Source organism: Lentilactobacillus diolivorans DSM 14421 (assembly GCF_001434255.1).
GTDB lineage: Bacteria > Bacillota > Bacilli > Lactobacillales > Lactobacillaceae > Lentilactobacillus > Lentilactobacillus diolivorans.
Genome location: NZ_AZEY01000090.1, coordinates 38453 through 62689 on the forward strand (window position 1 = coordinate 38453; position 24237 = coordinate 62689).

Sequence of the window (24237 nt, forward strand, 5' to 3'; positions counted from 1 at the left end):
TATGACTAACAATTTCACACAGCTTAACGGAATTGCGCTTGCGTACATGGGGGATGCGGCCTATGAGGTTTTTATTCGCCGTCATCTTATTAATCAAGGGTTGACTAAACCAACGCGGTTGCAGCATGCTGCTACAAACTATGTTTCAGCAAAAGCTCAGGCAGCATTAATTGATTTGATGAAACAAAATGACTTACTGAACGATGAGGAATGGGAATACTTTAAACGTGGTCGAAATGCCAAAAGTCATACTCATGCCAAAAATACTGACGTGATTACTTATCGAATTTCGACTGGGTTTGAAGCGGTTTTTGGTTATCTTAGTTTAAGTGATCAGACGGATCGGATGATCGAAATTGCTAACTGGTGTATTAACCAAGTAGAAAGTGGGAACCTTAAACATGAAGAATGATCAAGAAAACGAAGAATTTGTCATCGGTCGTCATCCGGTTGTTGCAGCATTGAAGAGCAATAATCCCGTTAATAAATTATTTATTCAAACAGGCATTAAAGATGATGATAATATTGTTTCAGAAATTTTAAAATTAGCGCACAAAAAACGCTTAGTGATTTCCAAAGTTCCCAAGCAAAAATTGGACAAATTATCGGATAATCAAAACCATCAAGGCGTAGTTCTATCAATAGCTGCATTTAGATATGCCAGCATTGACGAATTGTTTGAGAATGCAAAAAAGGTTGGAACAGCACCATTTTTTGTTATCCTGGATAATATTGAAGACCCACATAACTTGGGATCAATTATTCGAACCGCGGATGCAGCTGGCGTAACGGGAGTTATTATTCCCAAACACCGTGCCGTTGGCCTGACTGCAACAGTTGCCAAAACTTCTGCCGGCGCAATTGAACGGGTACCGGTGGCCAGAGTAACCAATTTGTCTGCCACGGTTAAGGAATTGAAAGATCGCGGTATGTGGATTTTTGGGACCGATATTGCAGGAACTGATTATCGTAAATGGGACGCAAGTGGTTCCGTTGCAGTTATTATTGGTAATGAGGGAAAGGGAATTTCTCCATTATTAAAGAAACAAGTAGATGAGATGCTGACGATTCCAATGATTGGCGATATTCAAAGCCTTAATGCCAGTGTTGCAGCCAGTGTTTTGATTTATCAAGGCTTTAATTCCCGTCATCCTTTAGGAAAGTGAAAAATGGTGATGGTAAATGAAAGAGGATTTATTAATTGTTGATGCGTATAATATGATTGGCAATTGGCCGCACCTCAACAAATTAAAACAGGCTGATCGGCTTGAAGATGCCCGCGATGAGTTGCTCGCGGAATTATCGGAGTATAAAAAGTATCGTGACATTAACATGATTGTTGTTTTTGATGCAATGTATGTTCCGGGAAATGCCAAGAGTTTTCGCAAATTTGACATGGAAATTGTCTGGACAAGCAAGGACCAAACGGCTGATAGTTACATTGAGGCGTTATCTCGGAAAAAGCAAAATCGATTTACTCAGGTGATTGTTGCGACGAGTGATCAAGCGGAACAATGGACAATTTTTTCGGCGGGAGCGTTGCGGATTCCAGCCCGTGAGCTACTGAGTAATATTCGCCGTGCAAAGCAGGAAGTGAATGCGGAAGCTAGGAAAATGACCGATAAATCGGCGGTTATCCGACATACACCATGGGATTCAAAACAAATGCTTGAACTTGAAAAGCTTCGGGATAAATTGACCCATGATGGGAAATAATATTAGTAAAAATATTAGATATCTAATATTTTCCAATTGGTATAGTTAAGCTCGTTTTTAGCTGAACGCCGGTTCCCTTGTGACTATCATGCACCTTTTGTAATGTATTTTTCATGAGTTTTCAGAAAATACATGACATGAGGAGAATTTAGCATGACAGGAACAAGCAAACAGGAATTTAAACTAATTTGTTCAGTAGCCATGGGGAATGGAGACGATTTTATCGTCCTTTTCAGAAAGTATCACCCCATCCTATCTAAAATGAAACGCCGGTATTTTGTTCCGGGGTATGATGAAGATGATCTTGATCAAGAAGCCGGAATTGTGCTTCTTCGTTCAGCCAAATATTTTAAAAAAACACGTGAAGTTAGCTTTGGAACGTACTATAGCAAGAACTTAAGAAATCGCGTAATCGACTTAATTCGCTTAAACAATGCAGAAAAACGAAAGCCAGCTGAGCCGCTTAAATCCGTTGAAGAAAACGCCGACTATTATTCCGCAACGGTAATGGATCCTACCGCGGCAAGTCCAGAACATTCGGCGATTGTTGGTGAAAGTCTACAGCAACTGTATCTTAATTGTTCTGTTAATGAAAAACAGGCAATGCATTTTATGTTATCTTCAGATGGTAAGCTTACTCTTGATGATCCTAAACGTCGGGCAATTTATAGTGCTTTTGAACGATGCAAGTGGAAATATAAAAATAAGATAAATTGACTGAATGCATTTAGAATGCTAGAATTACTATGCTTGTTAGGAGGTGCCGCCATGGCACAAAGAAAAGTTGCTTTAGCCTGCTCGGTTTGTGGATCAAGAAACTACACGATTCCCGAAAATCCTAATCGAACGAAACGTCTAGAGCTTAATAAGTTTTGTAAATATTGTGGTAAATACACGTTGCATAAAGAAACTCGTTAAAGGGGATACTGACTTGAGATTAGTAAATTTTCTAAAAAACGTCGTTAAAGAAATGAAAGTTGTGACTTGGCCGAATGCCCATGAAACTCGGCGTGATACAAGTACGGTTCTTGGTACGTCAATCATTATGGCAATCTTTTTAGGATGCATTGATTGGATTGTTCAGTGGGGCTTGTCGTTTCTTGCATAGCCAACTTGGCAAAAATTTGTTATAGTTATGTTGTTAAAACCTGCAAAAAGTGTCAGGTTTTTTTATTTGAATTAATTTAAAGAGGAGTCGACAAACGATGGTTGAGTCAGCAGAAAAAAAATGGTACGTATTACACACTTATTCAGGCTACGAAAACAAAGTTAAATTAAACTTGGATAGTCGTAAACAATCAATGGGGATGGAAGATTATATTTTCCGGACAGTCGTTCCTGAAGAAGAGGAACACGAAGTTAAGAATGGTAAAGATAAGGTTAAGATGGAAAAAACCTTCCCTGGTTATGTGCTTGTTGAAATGATCATGACCGACCAGACTTGGTATATTGTTCGAAATACACCGGGGGTTACTGGGTTTATCGGATCTCATGGTCAAGGAAGCAAGCCAACACCGCTATTACCCGATGAAGTTGACTCAATCTTGAAGCAGGTAGGGATGAGTGCCAAACACGAAACTCTTGATGTTAATGTTGGCGATATTGTGAAGATTGTTGATGGGGCATTTACTGGTCTTGACGGTAAAGTTACTGAAATTGACAATGAAAAGATGCGCTTGAAGGTTAATATTGAAATGTTCGGACGTGAAACAAGTACCGAGCTGGAATTTAATCAAGTTGATACCGTTCTTTAAAATGTGTCATGATTGTTAAGTTGATCGAGAACTGTAAAATGATGAATCTTTTATCAAATTGGTTATTAATTTAGGAAGATACTAGGAAAGTTTGCAGCTTAATTCAAGTGGGTGATTGAGTTGATTAGCGTGGTTGTGTTGGGAGTCATCCTAAGTTGTTTATTGCTTGTTGTGATTGTGAAGATAATTTTACTTGGACGACCGAGAAGCAGTAAAACTCAGACTGTTCGATCGACACCGTTAGATCAGGTGCCAACACTATTTTTACCTGGGTATCTTGGAAACCGTTTCTCATTTGGTTTTTTACAAAATCGATTGGTTTCAAAATTTAATGCGAATAAATCAATGGTGATTATTGTTAATCGACATGGTAAGCTTCGGGTGATTGGCCAGATGAATGATTATCGGACCATGATCCAGGTCTTATTTAAAGACAAGACTTCCAGACCCAAACAACAGGCGATTTGGCTGCTTAAGATCTGCCAACTTTTGGAAGCGGAGTACCATGTTTCCAGTGTTAATTTGGTTGGTCACTCGATGGGATGCATTACGATTTTTTGGTACTTAACTCACGAACAGGCAAAGTCACCGATTTCAGTTAAGCGGGTTGTCGCGATTGCTGGACCGTTTAATGATTCTGAAATTGCCAGGAGTACCCCGGATGTTGATGCCTATCCATTTAATGCGAATGGGCCGGTTAAAAGAATGCCGATTTATCGAGCGTTATCTCAAAAGATAGCGGCGATTCCACCTGAGATAAGCGTATTGAATATCGCGGGTAAAATTAATGATGAGCAGCAAAATGATGGTCAAGTATCTTTAAACAGTGCTTTTTCATTACGATATTTATTGCAGCAGCCCGCCCACTATTATCGGGAGGTTGTCATTCGTGGTAAGTGGGCAACTCATCGATTGCTCCATGAGAATCGGTTGGTTGATGCTAATATTGCCAAATTTATTTGGGGCGTTTGAAAGTTTATGTTGTTAGCAAACGCTCTTTGTGGTATATTTATGTGGTATGTTTATTCATACGAACGTGGGAGGAGAAATTTTGATCTCCATTAACCACACACGGACTTAAGGAGGTTATGTCTCGTGGCTAAAAAAGTAGCTAACATCGTTAAATTGCAGATTCCTGCGGGCAAAGCAACACCTGCCCCTCCAGTTGGTCCTGCTTTAGGTCAAGCAGGTATCAACATTATGGGCTTTACTAAGGAATTTAATGCTCGTACTGCTGATCAAGCAGGAATGATTATTCCTGTTGTTATTACGGTTTACGAAGATCGTTCATTTGACTTCGTTACCAAGACTCCACCTGCTGCTGTGTTACTCAAGAAAGCTGCTGGTGTTCAACACGGTTCTGGCGAACCAAACACTAACAAGGTTGCGGAAGTTACCAAAGACCAAGTTAAGGAAATCGCTGAAACTAAGATGAAGGACCTGAACGCAGCTGACGTTGAAGCAGCAATGCGCATGGTTGAAGGAACTGCACGTAGTATGGGATTCACTGTCAAAGATTAATTTTGACGCCATCTAAGCGGAACCAATTTAACCTAATGCATCGCTTGAACGTTGCGTGGGAGGTTTATCCGTTATAACCACAAAGCAAGGAGGAAAACACAACATGGCTCGTAAAAGAGGTAAAAATTATAAGGCAGCCCTTGAACAAGTAGACGCTGGTAAGGCATATCCAGTTCAAGATGCTGTGGAATTAGTTAAAAAGATTGATTATGCAAAATTCGATGCAACTGTTGAAATTGTATTTAATTTAAACGTTGATACTAAGCAAGCTGATCAACAATTACGTGGTGCCGTTGTTTTACCTAATGGAACTGGTAAAGATCAAACGGTTATCGTATTTGCAAAGGGTGATAAGGCCAAAGATGCTGAAGCAGCCGGCGCAGATTTTGTTGGTGAAGCTGACTTAGTACAAAAAATTCAAGATGGCTGGTTAGATTTTGATGTTGCAATTGCAACACCTGATATGATGGCTCAAGTTGGTCGTCTAGGCCGAGTTCTTGGACCAAAGGGTTTGATGCCAAACCCTAAGACTGGCACTGTTACCATGGATGTTACCAAGGCGGTTACTGAATCTAAAGCCGGTAAGGTTACTTATCGGACTGATCGTGATGGTAACGTTGCTGTTCCAGTTGGTAAGGTTTCATTTGGTACTGGCAAGCTGATCGGAAATTTGAAGACAATTGAAGATGTTATTGTTAAGGCACGTCCTGCTTCAGTACGTGGCGTTTACGTTCAAAACGTTTCAATTTCAACAACTTTCGGACCAGGTGTCAAGGTTGATCTTGAATCATTCTAATCAAGTTGATTAGTTAGTTTCTGATTTAAATAAAAGATCCCTAATTGACGATAGATCATTAATTGTGGTATACTGTTAATTGCTGATATATACGCCTAAGACTCAGGTGGCTATTGCCTTAATATCCTGCCGAGGAAAGAATCTTATTTCCTATGTCTAGGTATGGCATAGGGATTTTTTTTAAATCCCGAACGAAAATTTTGGGAGGTGAAATTCGTGAGTGAACAAACTGTTGCTGTTAAAGCAAAAAAGGTTGAAGAAGTTACTGAGAGTTTAAAGAGTGCTTCATCAATCGTGATTATTAACTACCGTGGTTTAACGGTTGCTGAAGTTACTGATTTGCGTAAGCAATTACGTGACGAAGGCGTTAAGATGGAAGTTATCAAGAATAAGATTATGGACCGAGCTGCTAAGAATGCTGGATTCGATGACTTAAAGGATACTTTCAACGGTCCGACTGCTGTTGTATTTTCATCAGAAGATCCAATTGCCGGCCCTAAGATCGTCCACAACTTCGCTAAAACTAACGAAGCCCTTAAACTAAAGGGTGGCGTTATTGATGGTAAAGTTGCTAGTCTTGATGAAATTACGGCCTATGCTGCATTGCCTAGCCGTGAAGAATTGTTATCTACGCTTGCTAATATTCTTCAAGCACCTGTTCGTAACTTTGCATACGGTGTTAAAGCAATTGCTGATAAGAAATCTGACGATGGCGACGCTGCCTAGTCACAATAAAATAATTCCAATTATAAATGGAGGAAAATATAATGGCTTTTGATAAAGATAATATTATTGATCAATTAAAAGATGCTTCAATTACTGACCTTAACGACCTTGTTAAGTCAATTGAAGACGAATTCGGTGTCTCAGCTGCCGCACCAGTTGCTGCAGCAGGTGCTGCTGGCGGTGACGATGCTAAGAAGGATTCATACGATGTTGAATTAACTGAATCTGGTGACCAAAAGGTTAAAGCCATCAAGGCTGTTCGTGAAATCACTGGTCTTGGTTTGAAGGATGCTAAAGGTCTTGTTGACAAGGTTCCTTCAACTATCAAGGAAGGCGTTTCAGAAGACGAAGCTAACAAGATCAAGGAAACTCTTGAGGCTGTTGGTGGTGTCGTAACTCTCAAGTAATTTAATTACTTTATGAGTATTAAAAAGTGCTTTGAATCAACGTAGTCGTTGATTCAAAGCACTTTTTTTGTTGTAAAATGCAAAATCTGCTGATCCTTTCAATCACTGATTATAATTGGTAATAACAGTTCATCTTATCATTGAGCGCCATTTCAACGTATCAGTCATTACATGATGATCTTGAACAAATTAGGATAAATGATGATCACTTAGTTGTCTTTTCTTGTTTTGGACTTTTTTGAATTCGATATAATCCAAAACATCCCGTTTTTGTTCAGGTGTTAATCCTCTGCTCGCCTGGACATACAAATTGTTACTTTCCAAGTGTCTTCCAAGGATATAATCAGTTGTGACTTTAAAAAAATCAGCAATCTTTATTAATTCAATATCTCGAACTGATCGGGTTCCGTTCTCAATTCGATTTAGAACCGAACGATTAATATTCAGATGATCGGCCAGTTTGGCTTGGGATATTTCCGCCTCTTCTTGGAGATATCGAATGCGAATTCCAATTTGCTTTTGCATTTCAAGCACATCAATGTTTGAATCTGCCATTATGTCCCTCATTTCTAGTTCAGCAATTTAAAAATACCATATTTTCTATAATAGAACACAAATAGTTCCAAAATGGATCATAACGTAGTTGACATTGCTAAAATAGAACAGTAATATAATATTCGTAAAATAGTTCTAAAATCGAACTGAAGGGAGAATTCATTATGGGACAAAAAATTGATTTGGGCTTAATAAGAACAATCCGGAGAAAAAAGAAAGTTTCTCAATTTGAAATGGCACATGTGATTGGTCTCAAGTATGGTAACGCATATGGTAAATATGAAAATGGCAAATATCCGTTTAAAGCGGAACAGCTTTTCAAGCTTAGTGAAAAGTTAGAGATTCCATTGGAAAAACTGTTTATCAAAGATAGTTCTAAAATCGAACAGAAACAATGATTAATCAAATCTTAGCGATTAACAAAATAGTTATTTTAGTGGTTGAGATGATTTGGGAGTACGGTTTTGAGCCACGATAGCTAGTTGTCTTGCTGTCATGAACTCATCATTTTTTCGGTTGGGACTGCTAAAAAGTTGATCGTCATTTTACTGTTATTACATTTAACACAAATAAGGAAGTTGACTAAATGAGGCAAAATAATGTTTTAATGAATAAGTTATTGTTAGGGATGTTTTTACTGCTTTTATCATTGGTTCTTTTGATAACAGTGCCAGGTCAAGTTGAAGCCGCAACTTGGCATCGTGGCGCACCACGAGTATTGAGGGGAACGTGGCGAACACATCTTTATCGAAGTCCAGCACCGCGGGTTGGCTATTATACTCGAACAACGTTTGGAATTAATAAGAGGTCTGATGATGGAATGAATGTTGCATACACCAAAGCGAAACGGGTGAAATTGGAGGGCTGCGGATGGGGATATAACACAAAATTGCATTATCGATATTTAGGTCACCATCGGTATTACTTACGTTCTTATTTAGGCGGTAGGGTGGCCAAAAGCACTAGAGTTAATTATATTGTCCATATTGTTGGTAAAAACAAGGCTTATATTAATCGGGCAGCTGGGAAACACCTATTTTATAAGATTTCAAATCGGATTGTTTACTAAATATTTGAGTAATTATGATTTCAAAAATGGGTTACTAATGAGCTGTTAGGGATTTCACCATTGAATTGTATAAAAGTCGTCCTACATAAAAGCACACACAACGTTTTGAGGAGTTTGTGATTTGAAAACATTTATTATCCAAGTGTTTGCCAAACATCCCGCTAAATTATTAGAACGTGGGTGCTAATAATACAGCTTTGTATGATAACAAAAAATAAAAAAATGTAAAGATTAAGGGGGTTTATTGTTTATGAGAAAGTTTGTCAAGAATTCTTTGTTGGTTGCAACATTTATTGGAACTGTTGGCGTATCAAGCAAGCTAAATACACTATCTACCGCTGCTAAAGCGTGGGTTATTTCCACCCATGCGATCAGCAAGAAGCCATATACCGTTTCAAACGGCTATTTTTATTCATCGCCAAAGCTGACTAAGAAAGTCCATAATCAACATAACTTTTTACGGACAACGTTTTATAGTTATAAGTCAGCAACGGTTAAGAAGAACAATGGTCATCAGGCTGTTTATTATTACGTAAAGAATAAGTCTGGTTCTGTTAAAGGCTGGGTTTGGCGTGGCAGTTTACAGAAACCAAAGTCATACGCTCAGGAAAAGAGTGATATGAATGCTGTAGTCACGATTATTAAGGGAATGAGTCAACAGGCACAGACAGAGCATGATAATACTTTAAACCAATTTCGGCATATGGATTATAAACATCCCTATCAGGAATACGGTAGCCGTGGTGGTCGCTGTATTTATTCAGTATTGAGTAATATTGGAGATTGCCTTGAGTTCCCTGCCGCAGGCAAAACATCATCGGAAATGCAAATGGATATTCAAGGAGCACTTAAATTTTATAAACTATTTAAAGATCGGTTCAATAGTGACGATAAGCAAAGATTAATAAGTGACTATGATAATTTAGATGATATTATGCATTCGAAGGATCCCGATGTAAACTACTTGGCTAATGTAAGTGAAAAAGCTAGTTTTATCGTTGTGGATATCGCTAATGACATAAATGCTGGAGATTTACAACAATAAATATGGTTCTCAAGAGTGTGAAGCTGAATATGAGGAGGTGGGAAGCTCACTTTAAAGGTTGAATGTAATGATGATTAAACATTTTTTATTATCACGAAATGAGGGAAAATAATGGAATATCCAGCTGGTTTTAAACCAATCAGAGCAAATGTTACCAATGGGTGTCGATACTCATTAGAAATTTCGACGCCTAAACCAAACAGTCAATTAACGTTGTTTGTTTTAATGATGAATCCGAGTGTCGCTAATGCGAAAAATAGTGATCGAACAATTAACACGATTTTGAATACGATTGGTAATCGCTATCGGGAAGTCATTGTTGTTAATACAACGCCGGTAATTGAAACCGATAGCAAAAAATTAAAAGGCAGACTTTCGGCAATTCATCAAAATGCGCTGCCAAACGCCAAGGCTGTCGAACATATGGTAAAAAAAGCTCAACATTTTCATTTCTTGGTTGCAACGGGGGATGTTGTCAAGGGAGTTAATGATAGTTCCTATATTGAATTAATGAACCGAATCGATTATTTAACCACAGGTGACGGCCTATATGTTGTTAAGCTGACCCAGCATGGTTATGGCGGTCATCCACTGTATAAGCCAAAGGCAATGATTGAAAACTTAACTCATGTGCGGAAAGCTGACGCCCAGTGGCACCTCAAGGCCGTTTAAATTGATTTATCAGTTTTATTTGAAATCATTACTTGGATTTCTAACTTCTTTCTGGATACAAAAAGGTGAGGTGAAGATGATTCACGATGGCCCAAACAAACATTAAAAATTATGAGCAAGCTTGTCGCTATCTTGAAGATGATTTAACCCCTGGGAAATTTGTGCAACTGAGAAATGTGGGGAAAATATTTTATAATCGGCACCGTCGATCGCTGATTAGTTTGAAGAAATTTGCAAAGGATTATAATGTTTCAATTGATGGACTAATAGCAATTCAATACGTTTCAAATAAATCTGGGTGTATTTATAAGATCGATGTTGATGAAATAAGGCGATCAATTTATCAACCAAGGGAACTTGTAGAGAAAGCGGTAGAAAAGTGGTTTGATACGCAGTTTGTTCAAACCAACTTGTATAACGCAGATAGTATCTTGAACTTCGCTCGCAAGTACTGTTCCAAGCAGCGCCAAATTAATTTAGAAAAAAGTAATAAGCAACGTCAACGACAACCAACCTATTCTAGTAGAGGCAAGCGAAAGAGTCAGAGACCCAACCGAAGTGGCCATATTATTGCTACTTCGACCAAAACATCACGGCAACCGCTGCAGATTACCAGGATCGGTGTCTACTGGTTTCTTCTAATAGCCTGTCTTGTTGTGGGCGTCGTGTACGACAATGGGCCGTTACAAGTTCACGCACAGTTGATCTCTATTTTGGTTGCGGCTGTCATGACGGTTGTTTTTAATGATCAACAGATTGGTTGGCGAAAATATGCACTATTGTTGGTAAGCTTTGAATGTTTAGTTGACCAACCGCTTCTTTCGATTGTTTTGGTGTTGTTGATAATTCCCGTGTTAAGAATTCAAGGCATAACTTTGATTCGACGGGCAATTATCAAAGTTAGTAAAACATTTCGTCATTAAAAGTGTCCAAAATAATCGAATCAGTGTAAATAGAAAGGTGATTGTTTCACCATCATTTAGTTAGGGGCAGATAATTGAAAAAAGTAAAAGTGTTTATCAGCGGATTAGCGTTACTGACAATGTTACTATTTTTGGGCAGTACTAGCCATTCCGTCCACGCATCAGCTTGGCATAATGGTTTGCCAAAAATGATTCGTGGAAATTGGTATCTTTATCGGCATCATAAGCCGGTCAGCCACCTGTATGGAAGTAAACATCTGTATGCTTATAATGATGTTTGGTATACAAAGCGGTACCATGCCTATTTCAATACATTTTCATATAATTTTTTAGAAAAACCAACCTATCGATACGTTGGAAATCATAAATACATCATTAACGGGCTTGTTGAAGGCGGACACAGCGATTTTAGATATATTGGCAAACGACGAAGTCATGTTGTTAAAGTGTCTAAAAATCACCTTCGTGAATATGACAACACATGGACCAGAAAGAAACCCAGTCGGATGGTCAGTACAAAAAAAGGGTATCAATTACCTCCTTCTTGAAGTATTGGATAAAGCAGTTATTTAGGACTTCAATTACCAGTCTGTTTCTTGACGTTTAGCCAATACTCAAAAAGTTAGAAGCTTTCTTACTAGAAGGCTTCTAACTTTTTGACCTAAGAAATACTAACAGAAAGAATGTGAAATAAAAATGCACTCACGAGCTAAACATACACTGCCCAAACGTCGCCGAGGCCTGATTATTGTTATTAGTTTATTTGGCTTGTTAATCATTATTATGCTGGCCATGATTCTAATGGTGGAAATCAGCAATCATCCAGATAAGGCAACAAATCAGTCTAATACGGGAAAGTCGCAGGTATCTCAAACTGTTCATCATAAAAGAGAAGCAACCACTCGAATTCTGAGACAATCCAACTCAGCGGCCGGTGTTTCCCAGCTGGCGGCGGTTTCACAAAATGCTGTTGAAGATCCAGCGACGCGGACTAATAATGGTGATATCACCTATTCGCAATTCTATATGTCTGGTAGTAGCCATCACTGGTATTGGAGCTTTAGTTCCAGTAAACGTGGCCAAGTTGAAACTGCCCAGGTGACTAAATTGACCAAGACGGGTCCAGGTTTTCAGCTGGCCGTTATTAGTAGGCGTTACCAAATTGGCACGCCTTACACTTTAAATTTGACTTGGTTAAACAATAGTCATACAAAATATAACCTACATACAAATTTTGAAAACATTAATGGGGATTACACGGTTGGCAGTGCTGCCATAGATGATTATAGCCAAGTGAATGACACGTCAACTTCAGACGATGTTGGTAGTTGGATTCAAGACACGCTTAATGGAGTTGGTGAAGAATTACCGGAAACTCGGACCAATGGTGGAGAAAAGACGGTGTCTCAATTTTATGAAAGTAATGGAACTTGGTATTGGTTACTGGATACGCAAAGACGCGGTGATATTGTCATTGCTCAAATTACTTCCGGAACTGTTAGCAACGATCAAACTCATGCCGTTTTAAATTTAGTCAACACAATCTATCCTTATTACCACACACATTTTCAATTAACAATTGATCGAACAAATAATGGTAATGACTATACGTTGAGAACTCCATTTCAATCAATTTACGGCAAGTATCGACTTGGTGATTAGTTCATTGATGTGGAAAATAAATATTGTTCAATTTTATGCGATATGACGATTAACCAGTTAGGTACAATATAAATTTAATAACCGCTGTTAATAATGAGTGGATAAGTCGATCATTTTATATTAAATCTTCGGGTTATCCACTTATTTTTGGTTTCGCTTATGTTTAAGATTAATTTGTCCTTTTAGGCTTCCAACATCTATCCATTGTTATCCTTCCCAATTCTTGGCATAATGGAACAGGATTATCTTTTTTTAGGGGAGGAGATTGAGTTGAAAAGAATTGTACAATTTATTGATAAACGAATGACGATAATTAAGCTCCTCTTCGTCTTTTCTGTTTTGATTTTTGTGGTCCGCCAGCTAGCTAAAATTATTCATCAAGTTAACGGAGATCAATTTAAAACGGTGCTGGCAAGCCAATCAAAGGGCGCATTGGTGATCATGTTAGTCCTGGGGTTTATTTCGATCACGCCGATGTTGATTTATGATTATTCAATCGTAAAATTTTTACCCGGCAAATTTGCTCCCGGCTATGTGATTCGAAGTGGTTGGGTGGTAAATACTTTTACAAATTTGTTAGGTTTTGGTGGACTGTTAGGCGCTAGTTTACGCGCTCATTTTTATGGTCATGGGGCTACCAAAAAACAAATTTTATATGCGATTTCCAAAGTCGCGTTATTTTTAATTGCCGGATTATCACTTCTTTGTTTTGTTTCATTAATCATGATTTTTGGGTTTGGAATTGGTTCGACGTTTGCCCATTACTGGATTTGGTTATTGGGTGGCGCGATTTATTTTCCGGCAATGATCATCTTTACCAAAATTAATAATTCAAGCTTTTTTAGTGACCTGTCAACCAAACAAGAAATCATTATGACAACTGGGTCGTTTTTGGAATGGTCCAGTGCGATGGGATTCTTTATATTAATTGGCTATTTGATGGGACTGCCAATTAATTTTGCGGTTGTAATCCCAATCTTTGTGGTAGCTAACGTTGCCGGGGTTGTGTCGATGATCCCTGGTGGTCTGGGGTCCTTTGATATTTTTATCATTATCGGACTGGGGTTCATCGGTGTTGCTCGAAGTGATGCGTTGGTCTGGATATTGCTTTATCGACTCTTTTATTATTTATTACCATTTTTGGTTGGGACAGCTTTGTTTACTCATGATACGGGCAGTAAAATCAATGCCTTTTTGGATGAATTACCGCGAATCCTGATTCAACGAATCGCCCAAATCTTTTTGACTGTTTTTATGTATTTCTCCGGTATCATGATGCTGTTATTTGCCACCGTGCCAAATGTCGTGATTGTGAACCGGTTGTATATTCGACTGATTCCTTACTCAATCATTTTTGTCAGCCATTTAGCAAATATTGTGGTGGCATTTCTACTGATTGGGTTAGCCAGTGGCCTTTGGGGACGAACCAAACGGGCATTTTGGCCAACAGTGGTTGTGCTGATCATTTCGATTCTTGATACATGGTTTAACGAGGCCTTTACTTGGCGGATGATCACATTATTTGCGGTTATTTTGGTCATGCTGTGGCTATCGCGTGGCGTTCTTTATCGTGATCGAATGGCAAATTCCTGGGGGGTTCTTTTGTTTAATGGATCGATCTTTGTTGTAACCTTTGTCATCTACACGTTAATTGGTATTGCGACTAATCGTCATACGCCACTTCATTTTGATGAGGCTTATTTATTTCCTTCAGAAGCGGCATGGCTGGTTGGATTTATTGGGTTAATTATCGCAATGTTGGTTTTGCTGCTGATGAATCGTTACCTAACCGCCAAGCAGCCAAAATGGTTATCTGAGCCATTTAACGCTGATCGGGTAAAGGCAGTTATTGACAAATTTGGCGGCAACGAGGACAGCCATCTGGCTTTCTTACGGGATAAGAGACTTTACTTCTATCAAGAAGATGGCGAAGATCAGGTTTTCTTTATGTACCGGCAAATTGCTGATAAGTTATTAATCATGGGCGATCCAGTTGGTAACTCTGAAAAATTTGCGACTGCGATTGACCAATTTATGACCGTGGCAGACAAGCAGGGACTCAAGCTGGTTTTCTATGAAATTAATCAAGATTTAACTATGCAACTTCATGAAAATGGGTTTGACTTTATTAAAACTGGTGAAGATGGCCTAGTTAATTTAGCTGAATTTACGCTCAGTGGGAAGCGTCATCGTGGTGAACGAGCGTTGATGAATAAGTTCAACCGGGAGGGTTATCAATTTGAAATTCTTCAACCGCCGTTTGATGATCAGTTACTAACCAAGCTCCAAAATATTTCCGATGAATGGTTGGATAATAAAGCTGAAAAGGGATTTTCACTTGGATTCTTTGATAATTATTATTTAAATCAAGCACCGATTGCTGTCATGAAAAATGCTGATGGGGAAATTGTTGCGTTTGCAAATTTAATGCCGGACGGTAACCACATGACGACCTCCATAGATTTAATGAGATCGTCGGCTAAAGCACCATCCGGCATCATGGACGGGATCCTGATAAATTTGTATGATCATTCTCGTCAACAGGGATACACCTATTTTGATTTGGGGATGTCGCCGCTATCAAATGTTGGGACTTCCAGATTTAGTTTTACCCAAGAGCGAATTGTTCACCTGATTTATCAGTATGGCTATAAGATATACCGTTTTGAGGGACTTCGATCGTATAAGAATAAATATGTTGATCGGTGGGAACCAAAATATATCGCGTATTATCGGGGGAGTTCATTGGTGTTTACTGTCCTGCAGATTTTAATGATTGTTAACCGGCCTAGAAATATACCACAATCTGGATTTCCAAAATTGATGTGGGGAATTTTAGATTGGCGAGAAGAGTAACCTGTTGGAAAATCACAATTAATTTCAAAAAAATAGGGTCCTTAACCCCGTATTCTAATTGGAATACGGGGTTAAGGACCCTATCTAATTGTGATGAGCTATTTTGTTCCAAAAGAAACGACGGCATTTTTAGCAGATGGTGCAAAGCCATAATAAAGTCGGTGACCGTGATAGTTGATAAGTGACATCTTTTTTCCACCAAATCGGGGGATCGGTTGGTTTGGTTGCAAGATTCCGTATAAAAAGTCGTTAACCCGTTTATTTTTAACAATATTTGTGAGCCCATATGGTCGATTGGCTTTTAAACTTGTTAAAGCTGTTTCTCGGTACCCTTTGATGCGGTAACCACCAACAGTACGTTCACGGAATTGAATGATTAATCGATTTTGATTGGTAAACCCAACAATAATTTGGTCACCATTATCATCGGCTGACAGGGTGGTGACACTATTCTTATCGATTTGTTGAGATTGCCTCTGTTGGGCGACGTCATTCAGGATGACCTGGGGATCACGATTGTGGATAAGTAGATAAAGGAGACTTGCCCCACAAATAATCAGAAGAGCTAGGATTGTAAGCCCCGCCTTCCAGTGATCAAGAATGCTGGGCTTTTTGTGTACTGACTTATCCATCGTGAAACTCCTTTCGTTTATCAAAGTGACATTGGTCATCAAGCAGAAACCAAATTGTCAACTTCGCAGATAATTGTCATTTTACAGGCTATTTTTGAATTTTGTGTGACGATTAAATGAAAGGAATATGAAAATAATTATTATACCGTTAACTATTTAGACATTAACGTGTGATGAATTTGTGTGGCTAACGCTTGGTATTGAGATTCATAAAAACTATGATGCAAAAAGACCATGCTTAATTCCCGTTCGATATTAAAGTCGGTTACTGGTAATTGGATTAAAGTTTGGTTATCTAAATCGTTGGAAACAAGCGACCGGTACAAAAAACTGATTCCCATGTTGGCAGTTAACATTTTGATAATTGTTAACATGTCACCAACGGTAATCACCTTTCTAAAGTCGGAGGTATTGTAGTTCTGGGTTCCTAACCAATCTTCAAGAATCGCCCGGGTTCCAGATCCTTTTTCTCGCAATAATAGCGGGTATTTCAAACAATCAGTGAGGGAAACGGCTGGTTTTTGTGCTAACGGATTGTCAGGATGGCACACCGCCACAAAGTTGTCATTATAAATAGTGAGATGTTCAAATTTAGAAAGATCGAAGTTGCCTTCAACCAAACCAAATTCAATGCCACCGTGGCTAATTTGGTCTAGAATTTCATCGGTGTTGGCAACAATACAACTAATATTGGCAAATTGATCCTGAATAGAATGAATTAAATCAGGTTCAACAATATGATTAAATGACAAGGTGGCCCCGAAATGAAGATCACGCTTAATTGACGGATGTTTGATGTGATCGAGAACGGCGTTACTTTGAATTGTAACTTCTTCAATAAATGCAGCCAGTTGTTTTCCGGCGGTGGTAATCACCAAGTTGGGTCGATCATAGTGAACCAATTCAATTTTCAGTTCGTTTTGAAGACTGGTGATTTGTTGCGTGACTGCGGGTTGCGTAATGAAAAGTTTTTCAGCAGTTTTCGTATAGGAATTGGTTTGAACGAGAGTCAGAAACGTTTGATATCGGCGGTCTAGCAATGAATAGTTCTCCTTAATAAAATTATTTTATAAGATCATTATACTTAATAATTATCTTTAATACGAAAGGTTTGGTAAACTTTGAAAGTAATTTAAGAATGAGATGGAGGAAAATTGATGAGAAACTATGCAATTGTTCGCACCAACGGATTTTTTGTAGCATTTATTTTAACGTTTGTTTGTGCATTATTAGGAACTTTTTTAGGTGGTTTACCATATTTAAGTTTAATTGGTGCCTTGGTGATTTCATTAATCCTTGGAATGATTTTTCAGGTCCTTCCAACTCCGGTTGATGAAACCAAAGAGGGAATCGGCTTTATTTCAAACAAGTTTTTGCGGCTTGGAATTATCATGCTGGGCTTTAAACTAAACCTTGTTGATTTAGCTTCTGCGGGTGTGAAGACAATTGGCTTGGCAATGGTCGTGGTTGCCGGAACCGTCTCACTGACTTATTTCTTGGGCCGTAAATTAGGTGTTGAAAAAGAGCTGGCAATCTTAGCTGCTGGTGGGACTGGTATTTGTGGTGCTGCAGCAGTTATGGGAATTTCGCCACAAATTAAAGTCAGTGAAGATCGTCGAGAACACCAGCGTGAAAATGAGGTCCTGGCAGTTGCCATTGTGGCAATTTTAGGGACCGTCTTTACACTAATCGAAATCGGGATCAAACCCCTGTTACATTTAACGCCGACCCAATTTGGGGTTGTGACAGGTGCATCGCTTCACGAGATTGCCCACGCGGTGGCAGCCGGAAGCTCAGGCGGTCCGGTTAGCTTGGATACGGCAATTATTACCAAGCTATCAAGAGTGTTGATGTTGGCTCCGGCAGCCTTAATTATTGGTGCTTGGTATCAGAGGACAACTGTTAAATCAAATGCCAAAGGAAAACAAAAGTTACCAATTCCCTGGTTCATGGGAGGATTCATTCTTGCCAGCATCTTAGGGACATTTTTACCCCTGGGAACGGCCGTATTAGCTGTTCTGGTTAAGATTGCTTATTTATTTTTAGGAATGGCAATGGCTGCACTGGGAATGAGTGTTAACTTTAAAGTGATTTTTAAACGCGGTAAAAATGCCTTTTTAGCCGCTTCAATTGCCTCGATTATCTTGTTATCATTTACAATCTTGGTTAGTAAAGCATTCTTTTAAAGTGCTGATATAACTCAGCCGGGCCAATAAGCGATTAGACCCCGTAATATAAGCCCCCTAACTTGAGATTCCTAATTTTGGAATGTTAAGTTAGGGGGCTTATATGGCCGGAGTTTGCTTGTCCGTCCACGTTTTTCCTTAGTTATAATGGTCATTATGTTAAACTGGGTGAAATAATAAGCATTATCCAAATCTAGAAAAAAATATAGATTATCATAAACTAGCTGTAAACGAGTTTCACGATCTGTCATAATAATTGTGTACTCAGTTTCATAAAAAGGCAGGAATCCCATTTTAAATTTTGAAATGGGATTCCTGCCTTTTCCAATTTTGTTGTAAGCTTTTTATCCAGCAATAATTTTTTATTGAATACATGTAACATTGATGTCAAAAATTTACTTTGTTTTACTATGGGATATAGGGAAGATACTGCCGAAAAATAAACCGCTTTCATTTATTTGTGAAAAAGGGCTTTCAAAAAGCTGTTACATTGCATTCTATACGGGAATAGCCACTGAACAATTAAACCAATTATTCTCAATAATGGTTGACAACGCTCTCAAAATGTTTTATCTTTTATTTGAGTAAAGTTTACTAAAAATATATAGGGGTGAAACTTATGATTTCTCAAGACGTACAAAAGGAATTTACAGATAAGTTCGGTTACGATTCAACTCGGGTTTTCTTCTCGCCAGGACGAATTAATTTGATTGGTGAATACACTGATTTTAATGGCGGCCATGTCTTTCCATGTGCAATTAGTATGGGAATTTACGCTGCATACGGAAAGCGTGACGATAATAAAGTTCGAATGTATTCAGCTAACGTCCCTGATCAGGGAATTGTTGAATTCTCACTGGATGATTTGAAGTATGATAAGGCTCATGGATGGGCCAACTATCCCAAGGGAATGATGGCCCAGATTATTGACCATGGTCATCAATTGGATCATGGCTTTGATTTAGCAGTTGACGGGAATTTACCTGATGCTGCTGGTCTTTCCTCATCGGCCGCAATTGAACTGCTAACTGCCGAAATTGTTAACGACGTTTTTGAGTTCAACATTGATGAATTGGATCTTGTTAAGTACGGCCAATTAGTTGAAAACAACTACATTGGTGTTAACTCGGGAATCATGGACCAGTTTGCTATTGGAATGGGTAAAGCCAACCAAGCTGTTTTGCTTGATACGAACACGTTGAAATATGAATATGTACCCGTTGAAATGGGTGATCGGGTAGTTGTGATTATGAACACTAAGAAACATCGGGAGCTTCAAGATTCGAAGTATAATGAACGACGGGCCCAATGTGAGGAAGCACTGAAACGATTGCAAGTTAAATTACCAATTAAGACGTTGGGTGATTTAACCGAAACTGAATTTGATGAGAATAGCTATCTGATTAACGATGATGTGCTGATTCGTCGCGCGCATCACGCGGTTTTTGAAAATCAGCGGACACTGAAAGCTAAGGATGCTTTGGTGAATAACAATCTTGAAGAATTTGGCAAGTTGATTAATGCATCACATATTTCACTCCACTATGATTTTGAAGTCACCGGTAAGGAGCTGGATACATTGGCCGAGACGGCTTGGAAGCAACCCGGTGTGATTGGTGCTCGAATGACTGGTGCCGGCTTTGGTGGTTGTGCAATTGCGATTGTTGACCGTGATCAGGTCGATGCTTTTAAAGAGAACGTTGGCAAAGTTTATGAGAAAGAAATTGGTCATCCGGCTGAATTCTATATTGCTGAGATTTCCGATGGACCCAAAGAGATTAAGTAGTTTTAAGAAAGAGAGGATGATATTAGGATGGCAATTTTAGTATTAGGTGGTGCCGGTTATATTGGTTCACATACGGTTGATCGGTTAGTAGAAAAAGGCTATGACGTTGCGGTTGTTGATAATTTGGTAACTGGTCATCGAGCTGCCGTTAATAAGAAAGCCCGGTTTTACGAAGGCGATGTTCGTGATAAAACCTTCCTGAGTGGGGTTTTTGATAAAGAAGACATTGAAGGTGTCATTCACTTTGCGGCATTTTCAGTTGTACCAGAGTCAATGGAAAAACCGTTAAAATATTTTGATAACAACACTTACGGTATGATCAGTCTCCTCGAAGTCATGCATGATCACAATGTTAAGAAGATTGTCTTCTCATCAACTGCCGCAACCTATGGTGAGCCTAAACAAATTCCAATTAAGGAAACTGATCCGCAAGTGCCAACTAATCCATATGGTGAAAGCAAACTGGCGATGGAAAAAATCATGCATTGGAGTGACGTTGCGTATGGTATTAAATTTGTCGCTTTGCGTTACTTTAACGTTGCTGGTGCGAAGCCGGATGGTTCGATTGGTGAAGATCACCATCCAGAGACTCATCTGGTACCCATTATTTTACAAGTTGCAGCTGGCGAACGTGATCAATTAACGATTTTCGGTGACGACTATGATACCAAGGATGGGACTAATGTGCGTGATTATGTGCATGTCGTTGATTTAGCAGATGCTCATATTCTTGCTCTGAAGTATCTTCAAGCTGGCCATGATAGTGATGCCTTTAATCTTGGGTCGTCAACTGGTTTCTCAAACAAAGAAATGCTTGAGGCTGCGCGTGATGTCACAGGCAAGCCAATTCCCGCTAAAATGGGGCCACGACGTGCAGGTGATCCAAGTACTCTAATTGCAGCCAGTGATAAAGCCCGAAAAGTTTTGGGTTGGGATCCGCAGTTTGATGATGTTCATGAAATTATTAAGACCGCTTGGAACTGGAAAGAAACTCATCCAAAGGGTTACGACGATCGGAAAGGAAACAAGTAAGATGAGTCAATCCGCAGTTGAAAAATTTGTTGAACTAATTATTCAATCAGATTCACCATACACAAATGTTGACCGGATTTACGTGACCAATCTTGTTTTTCGACTGATTGGCGATGGTTTCGGTGATCCGACAACGCAAACAACAGCTGTTGATTTAGCTAATGAATTGGTTGAATTAGCGATTAAGCACGGTAAGATTGAAAATTCAATCACTAATCGTGAGATTCTTGAAGATCAATTGATGGACTTATTAACGCCAATTCCATCAAAGGTTAACGATGTTTTTTGGACGAAATATCAACAATCACCTGATACTGCGACAAACTACTTTTATCATTTAAGCCAAGCTAATGATTACATTAAGACTCGGGCAATTGCTAAGAATATTTCGTATACGACAAAGACTAATTATGGCGATTTGGAAATTACAATTAACCTTTCCAAACCAGAAAAGGATCCCAAAGCAATTGCAGCGGCTGGACGGAAAAAGTCAACTAGTTATCCCGTCGGGCCACTCGCAATTGAAAATGAAGGTTATCTTGGCCGATTAGGTTATCCGGCACGTAGTAATCACCGAGTCATCAGAATGATGATTGGTGGTCAACCGTGGGGATTTCAATATTCACCATACGCGTATTTCAGTGAGCACGCGATTTTTCTAAATCAAAAACATGTCCCAATGTCAATTAGTCAACAGACATTTGTTAATTTAACTGATATTATCAAGCAATTCCCGCATTACTTTGTTGGCAGTAATGCAGACTTACCAATCGTTGGTGGCTCATTGCTGGCTCAAGATCATTATCAAGGTGGCCGACACAGTTTTCCAATGATGAAGGCGGCAATTGATCGATCTGTTGACTTAGGAATTGATGGGTTAAAAGCCGGGATTGTGAAGTGGCCAATGGCAACCATCCGTTTGCAAAGTTCTGATGCTAACAAGGTGATTACTGCAGCTACAAAAATTGCTGATACATGGAAAGACTATTCTGATGAATCAGTGGATATCCGTGCTTATACGGATGGTACCCGTCACCATACGGTAACCCCGATTGCCTATATGAAAGATGATGAGTTTGTCTTAGATGTTGTGTTGCGTGATAACCAAACGTCTGAGCAGTATCCTGATGGTATTTTTCATCCCCATAAGGATGTTCAACACATTAAGAAGGAAAACATTGGTTTAATCGAAGTTATGGGACGGGCCATTTTGCCAGCTCGTTTAAAGACTGAAATGAAAGAAGTCGAAAAATACGTTCTTGGTGAAGATAATCAGATTGCGGACTACCATAAGCCATGGGCCGATGAACTAAAACAACGAGATAATTTTACAAAAGATAACGTTGAAAAAGTTGTTGACAAAGAAGTTGGTTTGGTTTTTGCCAGGGTGCTTGAGGACGCTGGTGTCTACAAGTGGAATTCTGCTGGTCAGACAGCCTTTGATAAGTTTATTACTAGTGTTAAATAAAGATTAGTCATCGATAATTTCAGTAAAAAAGACATCCTTGCAAAATTTGTCGGGGATGTCTTTTTTGGTGTATAGTGTGGAAAGTTAAGCGGTTATATTTGGTTATTTTAGGAGGAAATTATGAAATTCATTGCATATAATGTTCGAGATGATGAAATTCCGTTTGTTGAAAAGTGGGGAAAAGACCATCATATTGAGGTGACATCAACTACCACAACGTTAACGACTGAGACAATTAATGATGCTGACGGTTTTGATGGCATTTCCTGCTTACAAACGATCCCTTATTCCCAAGAATTATTTGAACGCTTTCACGAGTTAGGCATTAAATATCTGTCGTTACGAAACGTTGGGGTTGATAATGTTGATTTGCAGGCAGCCAAGGCTAATGGTGTTCAAATTACTAATGTGCCGGCATATAGTCCTGAAAGTATTGCTGAATTTGCGGTGATGATGGCACTGTATCTTTCACGAAAAGTAGGTTATATGCAACAGCAGCTTCAAGAAAGGCATGAATTCCATTTTTCACCAGATTTTATGGGTCGACTGATTAGTGAGCAGACAGTGGGAATTATTGGCACGGGTCGAATTGGCCGCCACGCGATTCAATTGTTTCGTGGACTTGGTGCAAGGGTAATTGCCTATGACAAATATCCCTTGAAGTCAACGAATGGTGAATTTGAATATGTTGATGATTTGAAAACAATTTTCGAGCAAAGCGATATTATCAGTCTGCATATGCCTGCAACTAAAGAAAATCAGCACCTCTTTAATCATGAAGTTTTTGAAATGATGAAGGATAACGCCATTTTGATTAATACGGCTCGTGGTGCGATTGTTAACACCAGTGACCTGATTTTTGCTTTAGAGAGTGGTGAAATTGCCGGAGCTGGAATTGATGCGTTGGAAAATGAGTCAGCTGACCTGCAGGATTCACGGTCAACGAAGAAAATAACTGATTCGGATGTCATTAAATTGTCGATGATGCCGAACGTTATTCTCACGCCACATTCTGCCTTTCATACCAGCGAATCTGTAAAAAATATGGTAACAATTTCGATGGACAATTTGAAGACCATGTTTAATGGTGCTAGGCCGAATGATTTGGTCGAATGACCTGCGATCAGCTTTACGTGCATATTTATTATAGAAATTAATTAATCGCAATTACTAAAAAACAGAGAGGTTGGAACAGCAATCGTTTTGACTAGTCTCTGTTAGTGTAAACACGATCATTACCAAACGAAAATGCGGGATAAGAGGCAACTCCCGGCCTTGTAATCGGATTATCCGAATATACTCTGGAAGTTAAGCGCCTTTTATCCCGCTTTGTATTCGGACGCGAAGTCCTTTAGAGCATGGACGGTCTTTAGCTTCATCTCCAGTGTAACGAAAAAGATCCAGTTAGAAGCTGATTTTTTGTCAGTTTCT

28 protein-coding genes and 1 other annotated feature are annotated in these 24237 nt (G+C 39.0%); of the genes, 25 read left to right on the plus strand and 3 right to left on the minus strand.

The annotated features are described in order from the left end of the window. The first annotated feature begins 1 nt into the window (after nucleotide 1). The 12 genes from FC85_RS09750 to rplL all read left to right on the plus strand — a co-directional run bounded on the left by FC85_RS09750 (nucleotide 2) and on the right by rplL (nucleotide 6920). Complete coding sequence (locus tag FC85_RS09750; protein ID WP_057865346.1) at nucleotides 2-412, plus strand: Mini-ribonuclease 3; 411 nt, start codon at nucleotides 2-4, stop codon at nucleotides 410-412. Then, nucleotides 402-1166: a 23S rRNA (guanosine(2251)-2'-O)-methyltransferase RlmB gene (rlmB, locus tag FC85_RS09755; RefSeq protein WP_057865347.1), complete on the plus strand. Its 765-nt coding sequence runs from the start codon at nucleotides 402-404 to the stop codon at nucleotides 1164-1166. The genes FC85_RS09750 and rlmB overlap by 11 nt, the downstream gene beginning before the upstream one ends. A 16-nt stretch (nucleotides 1167-1182) precedes the next feature. Next, nucleotides 1183-1716, plus strand: coding sequence for a YacP-like NYN domain-containing protein (locus FC85_RS09760; RefSeq protein WP_057865348.1), 534 nt, complete (start codon nucleotides 1183-1185; stop codon nucleotides 1714-1716). Between the two features lie 153 nt (nucleotides 1717-1869). Next, nucleotides 1870-2433, plus strand: a complete 564-nt coding sequence (locus FC85_RS09765) for a sigma factor (protein WP_057865349.1) — start codon at nucleotides 1870-1872, stop codon at nucleotides 2431-2433. A gap of 51 nt (nucleotides 2434-2484) precedes the next feature. Beyond that, complete coding sequence (gene rpmG / locus FC85_RS15540) at nucleotides 2485-2634, plus strand: 50S ribosomal protein L33 (protein WP_082619762.1); 150 nt, start codon at nucleotides 2485-2487, stop codon at nucleotides 2632-2634. A 13-nt stretch (nucleotides 2635-2647) separates the two neighbouring features. Continuing rightward, on the plus strand, nucleotides 2648-2824 hold the full coding sequence (gene secE / locus FC85_RS09770; RefSeq protein WP_057865350.1) for a preprotein translocase subunit SecE: 177 nt from the start codon (nucleotides 2648-2650) through the stop codon (nucleotides 2822-2824). A 97-nt stretch (nucleotides 2825-2921) separates the two neighbouring features. Beyond that, entirely contained in the window at nucleotides 2922-3470 is a 549-nt protein-coding gene (gene nusG / locus FC85_RS09775; protein ID WP_057865351.1) for a transcription termination/antitermination protein NusG, read from the plus strand. 129 nt (nucleotides 3471-3599) lie between these two features. Continuing rightward, entirely contained in the window at nucleotides 3600-4442 is an 843-nt protein-coding gene (locus FC85_RS09780) for an alpha/beta hydrolase (protein WP_338033348.1), read from the plus strand. Nucleotides 4443-4565: 123 nt separating this feature from the next. Continuing rightward, entirely contained in the window at nucleotides 4566-4991 is a 426-nt protein-coding gene (gene rplK / locus FC85_RS09785; RefSeq protein WP_057865353.1) for a 50S ribosomal protein L11, read from the plus strand. Between the two features lie 103 nt (nucleotides 4992-5094). Beyond that, nucleotides 5095-5787, plus strand: coding sequence for a 50S ribosomal protein L1 (gene rplA, locus FC85_RS09790; protein WP_057865354.1), 693 nt, complete (start codon nucleotides 5095-5097; stop codon nucleotides 5785-5787). A gap of 76 nt (nucleotides 5788-5863) precedes the next feature. After that, nucleotides 5864-5976: a sequence feature (ribosomal protein L10 leader region), on the plus strand. Between the two features lie 27 nt (nucleotides 5977-6003). Then, a complete protein-coding gene (gene rplJ / locus FC85_RS09795) occupies nucleotides 6004-6513 on the plus strand; it encodes a 50S ribosomal protein L10 (RefSeq protein WP_057865355.1) in 510 nt (169 codons plus the stop codon). A 41-nt stretch (nucleotides 6514-6554) separates the two neighbouring features. After that, the gene (rplL, locus tag FC85_RS09800; RefSeq protein ID WP_057865356.1) at nucleotides 6555-6920 is read left to right on the plus strand and encodes a 50S ribosomal protein L7/L12; all 366 of its coding nucleotides are present in this window, start codon (nucleotides 6555-6557) and stop codon (nucleotides 6918-6920) included. A 189-nt stretch (nucleotides 6921-7109) separates the two neighbouring features. Here rplL and FC85_RS09805 read toward each other — a convergent pair whose 3' ends face one another. Beyond that, nucleotides 7110-7475: a helix-turn-helix domain-containing protein gene (locus FC85_RS09805; protein ID WP_057865357.1), complete on the minus strand. Its 366-nt coding sequence runs from the start codon at nucleotides 7473-7475 to the stop codon at nucleotides 7110-7112. Nucleotides 7476-7639: 164 nt separating this feature from the next. On the opposite strand from FC85_RS09805, the gene FC85_RS09810 reads away from it, so the two are divergent. From FC85_RS09810 to mprF, 8 genes are all read left to right on the plus strand, one after another. Continuing rightward, nucleotides 7640-7873 carry a helix-turn-helix domain-containing protein gene (locus tag FC85_RS09810; protein ID WP_057865358.1) on the plus strand — a complete coding sequence of 78 codons (234 nt, stop codon included), beginning with the start codon at nucleotides 7640-7642 and terminating at the stop codon, nucleotides 7871-7873. 188 nt (nucleotides 7874-8061) lie between these two features. Continuing rightward, entirely contained in the window at nucleotides 8062-8544 is a 483-nt protein-coding gene (locus FC85_RS09815; RefSeq protein ID WP_057865359.1) for a hypothetical protein, read from the plus strand. 250 nt (nucleotides 8545-8794) lie between these two features. Next, entirely contained in the window at nucleotides 8795-9589 is a 795-nt protein-coding gene (locus tag FC85_RS09820; RefSeq protein WP_057865360.1) for a hypothetical protein, read from the plus strand. 111 nt (nucleotides 9590-9700) lie between these two features. Continuing rightward, on the plus strand, nucleotides 9701-10261 hold the full coding sequence (locus FC85_RS09825; RefSeq protein ID WP_057865361.1) for a DUF1643 domain-containing protein: 561 nt from the start codon (nucleotides 9701-9703) through the stop codon (nucleotides 10259-10261). 86 nt (nucleotides 10262-10347) lie between these two features. Further along, the gene (locus tag FC85_RS09830; protein ID WP_057865362.1) at nucleotides 10348-11184 is read left to right on the plus strand and encodes a hypothetical protein; all 837 of its coding nucleotides are present in this window, start codon (nucleotides 10348-10350) and stop codon (nucleotides 11182-11184) included. Between the two features lie 74 nt (nucleotides 11185-11258). After that, nucleotides 11259-11732, plus strand: a complete 474-nt coding sequence (locus tag FC85_RS09835; RefSeq protein ID WP_057865363.1) for a hypothetical protein — start codon at nucleotides 11259-11261, stop codon at nucleotides 11730-11732. A 148-nt stretch (nucleotides 11733-11880) separates the two neighbouring features. Next, nucleotides 11881-12846, plus strand: a complete 966-nt coding sequence (locus FC85_RS09840) for a hypothetical protein (protein ID WP_057865364.1) — start codon at nucleotides 11881-11883, stop codon at nucleotides 12844-12846. Nucleotides 12847-13149: 303 nt separating this feature from the next. Then, nucleotides 13150-15702, plus strand: coding sequence for a bifunctional lysylphosphatidylglycerol flippase/synthetase MprF (gene mprF / locus FC85_RS09845; protein WP_371862944.1), 2553 nt, complete (start codon nucleotides 13150-13152; stop codon nucleotides 15700-15702). Nucleotides 15703-15800: 98 nt separating this feature from the next. Here mprF and FC85_RS09850 read toward each other — a convergent pair whose 3' ends face one another. After that, nucleotides 15801-16334 carry a hypothetical protein gene (locus tag FC85_RS09850; protein ID WP_057865366.1) on the minus strand — a complete coding sequence of 178 codons (534 nt, stop codon included), beginning with the start codon at nucleotides 16332-16334 and terminating at the stop codon, nucleotides 15801-15803. Between the two features lie 152 nt (nucleotides 16335-16486). Then, entirely contained in the window at nucleotides 16487-17374 is an 888-nt protein-coding gene (locus tag FC85_RS09855; protein ID WP_225427554.1) for a LysR family transcriptional regulator, read from the minus strand. A gap of 117 nt (nucleotides 17375-17491) precedes the next feature. On the opposite strand from FC85_RS09855, the gene FC85_RS09860 reads away from it, so the two are divergent. From FC85_RS09860 to FC85_RS09880, 5 genes are all read left to right on the plus strand, one after another. Continuing rightward, a complete protein-coding gene (locus tag FC85_RS09860) occupies nucleotides 17492-18520 on the plus strand; it encodes a YeiH family protein (RefSeq protein ID WP_057865368.1) in 1029 nt (342 codons plus the stop codon). Between the two features lie 619 nt (nucleotides 18521-19139). Next, entirely contained in the window at nucleotides 19140-20306 is a 1167-nt protein-coding gene (locus FC85_RS09865) for a galactokinase (RefSeq protein WP_057865369.1), read from the plus strand. A gap of 27 nt (nucleotides 20307-20333) precedes the next feature. Continuing rightward, nucleotides 20334-21338 (plus strand): UDP-glucose 4-epimerase GalE, encoded by a 1005-nt coding sequence (gene galE / locus FC85_RS09870; RefSeq protein WP_057865370.1) that lies wholly within the window; start codon nucleotides 20334-20336, stop codon nucleotides 21336-21338. Between the two features lies 1 nt (nucleotide 21339). Then, nucleotides 21340-22806, plus strand: coding sequence for a UDP-glucose--hexose-1-phosphate uridylyltransferase (locus FC85_RS09875; protein WP_057865371.1), 1467 nt, complete (start codon nucleotides 21340-21342; stop codon nucleotides 22804-22806). A 120-nt stretch (nucleotides 22807-22926) separates the two neighbouring features. Next, nucleotides 22927-23922: a D-2-hydroxyacid dehydrogenase gene (locus FC85_RS09880; RefSeq protein ID WP_057865372.1), complete on the plus strand. Its 996-nt coding sequence runs from the start codon at nucleotides 22927-22929 to the stop codon at nucleotides 23920-23922. Nucleotides 23923-24237 lie beyond the last annotated feature (315 nt).

Excerpts from the sequence above, each read along its gene's own strand:
- FC85_RS09860 (WP_057865368.1), top strand. The coding sequence starts at position 17,492 with ATGAGAAACTATGCAATTGTTCGCACCAACGGATTTTTTGTAGCATTT.
- FC85_RS09815 (WP_057865359.1), top strand. The coding sequence starts at position 8,062 with ATGAGGCAAAATAATGTTTTAATGAATAAGTTATTGTTAGGGATGTTT.
- FC85_RS09820 (WP_057865360.1), top strand. The coding sequence starts at position 8,795 with ATGAGAAAGTTTGTCAAGAATTCTTTGTTGGTTGCAACATTTATTGGA.
- rlmB (WP_057865347.1), top strand. The coding sequence starts at position 402 with ATGAAGAATGATCAAGAAAACGAAGAATTTGTCATCGGTCGTCATCCG.
- rplA (WP_057865354.1), top strand. The coding sequence starts at position 5,095 with ATGGCTCGTAAAAGAGGTAAAAATTATAAGGCAGCCCTTGAACAAGTA.
- FC85_RS09830 (WP_057865362.1), top strand. The coding sequence starts at position 10,348 with ATGGCCCAAACAAACATTAAAAATTATGAGCAAGCTTGTCGCTATCTT.
- FC85_RS09765 (WP_057865349.1), top strand. The coding sequence starts at position 1,870 with ATGACAGGAACAAGCAAACAGGAATTTAAACTAATTTGTTCAGTAGCC.
- FC85_RS09750 (WP_057865346.1), top strand. The coding sequence starts at position 2 with ATGACTAACAATTTCACACAGCTTAACGGAATTGCGCTTGCGTACATG.
- FC85_RS09865 (WP_057865369.1), top strand. The coding sequence starts at position 19,140 with ATGATTTCTCAAGACGTACAAAAGGAATTTACAGATAAGTTCGGTTAC.
- FC85_RS09760 (WP_057865348.1), top strand. The coding sequence starts at position 1,183 with ATGAAAGAGGATTTATTAATTGTTGATGCGTATAATATGATTGGCAAT.
- FC85_RS09810 (WP_057865358.1), top strand. The coding sequence starts at position 7,640 with ATGGGACAAAAAATTGATTTGGGCTTAATAAGAACAATCCGGAGAAAA.
- rpmG (WP_082619762.1), top strand. The coding sequence starts at position 2,485 with ATGGCACAAAGAAAAGTTGCTTTAGCCTGCTCGGTTTGTGGATCAAGA.
- rplL (WP_057865356.1), top strand. The coding sequence starts at position 6,555 with ATGGCTTTTGATAAAGATAATATTATTGATCAATTAAAAGATGCTTCA.
- nusG (WP_057865351.1), top strand. The coding sequence starts at position 2,922 with ATGGTTGAGTCAGCAGAAAAAAAATGGTACGTATTACACACTTATTCA.
- FC85_RS09805 (WP_057865357.1), bottom strand. The coding sequence starts at position 7,475 with ATGGCAGATTCAAACATTGATGTGCTTGAAATGCAAAAGCAAATTGGA.
- galE (WP_057865370.1), top strand. The coding sequence starts at position 20,334 with ATGGCAATTTTAGTATTAGGTGGTGCCGGTTATATTGGTTCACATACG.
- FC85_RS09880 (WP_057865372.1), top strand. The coding sequence starts at position 22,927 with ATGAAATTCATTGCATATAATGTTCGAGATGATGAAATTCCGTTTGTT.
- FC85_RS09875 (WP_057865371.1), top strand. The coding sequence starts at position 21,340 with ATGAGTCAATCCGCAGTTGAAAAATTTGTTGAACTAATTATTCAATCA.
- mprF (WP_371862944.1), top strand. The coding sequence starts at position 13,150 with ATGACGATAATTAAGCTCCTCTTCGTCTTTTCTGTTTTGATTTTTGTG.
- FC85_RS09825 (WP_057865361.1), top strand. The coding sequence starts at position 9,701 with ATGGAATATCCAGCTGGTTTTAAACCAATCAGAGCAAATGTTACCAAT.
- FC85_RS09840 (WP_057865364.1), top strand. The coding sequence starts at position 11,881 with ATGCACTCACGAGCTAAACATACACTGCCCAAACGTCGCCGAGGCCTG.
- FC85_RS09850 (WP_057865366.1), bottom strand. The coding sequence starts at position 16,334 with ATGGATAAGTCAGTACACAAAAAGCCCAGCATTCTTGATCACTGGAAG.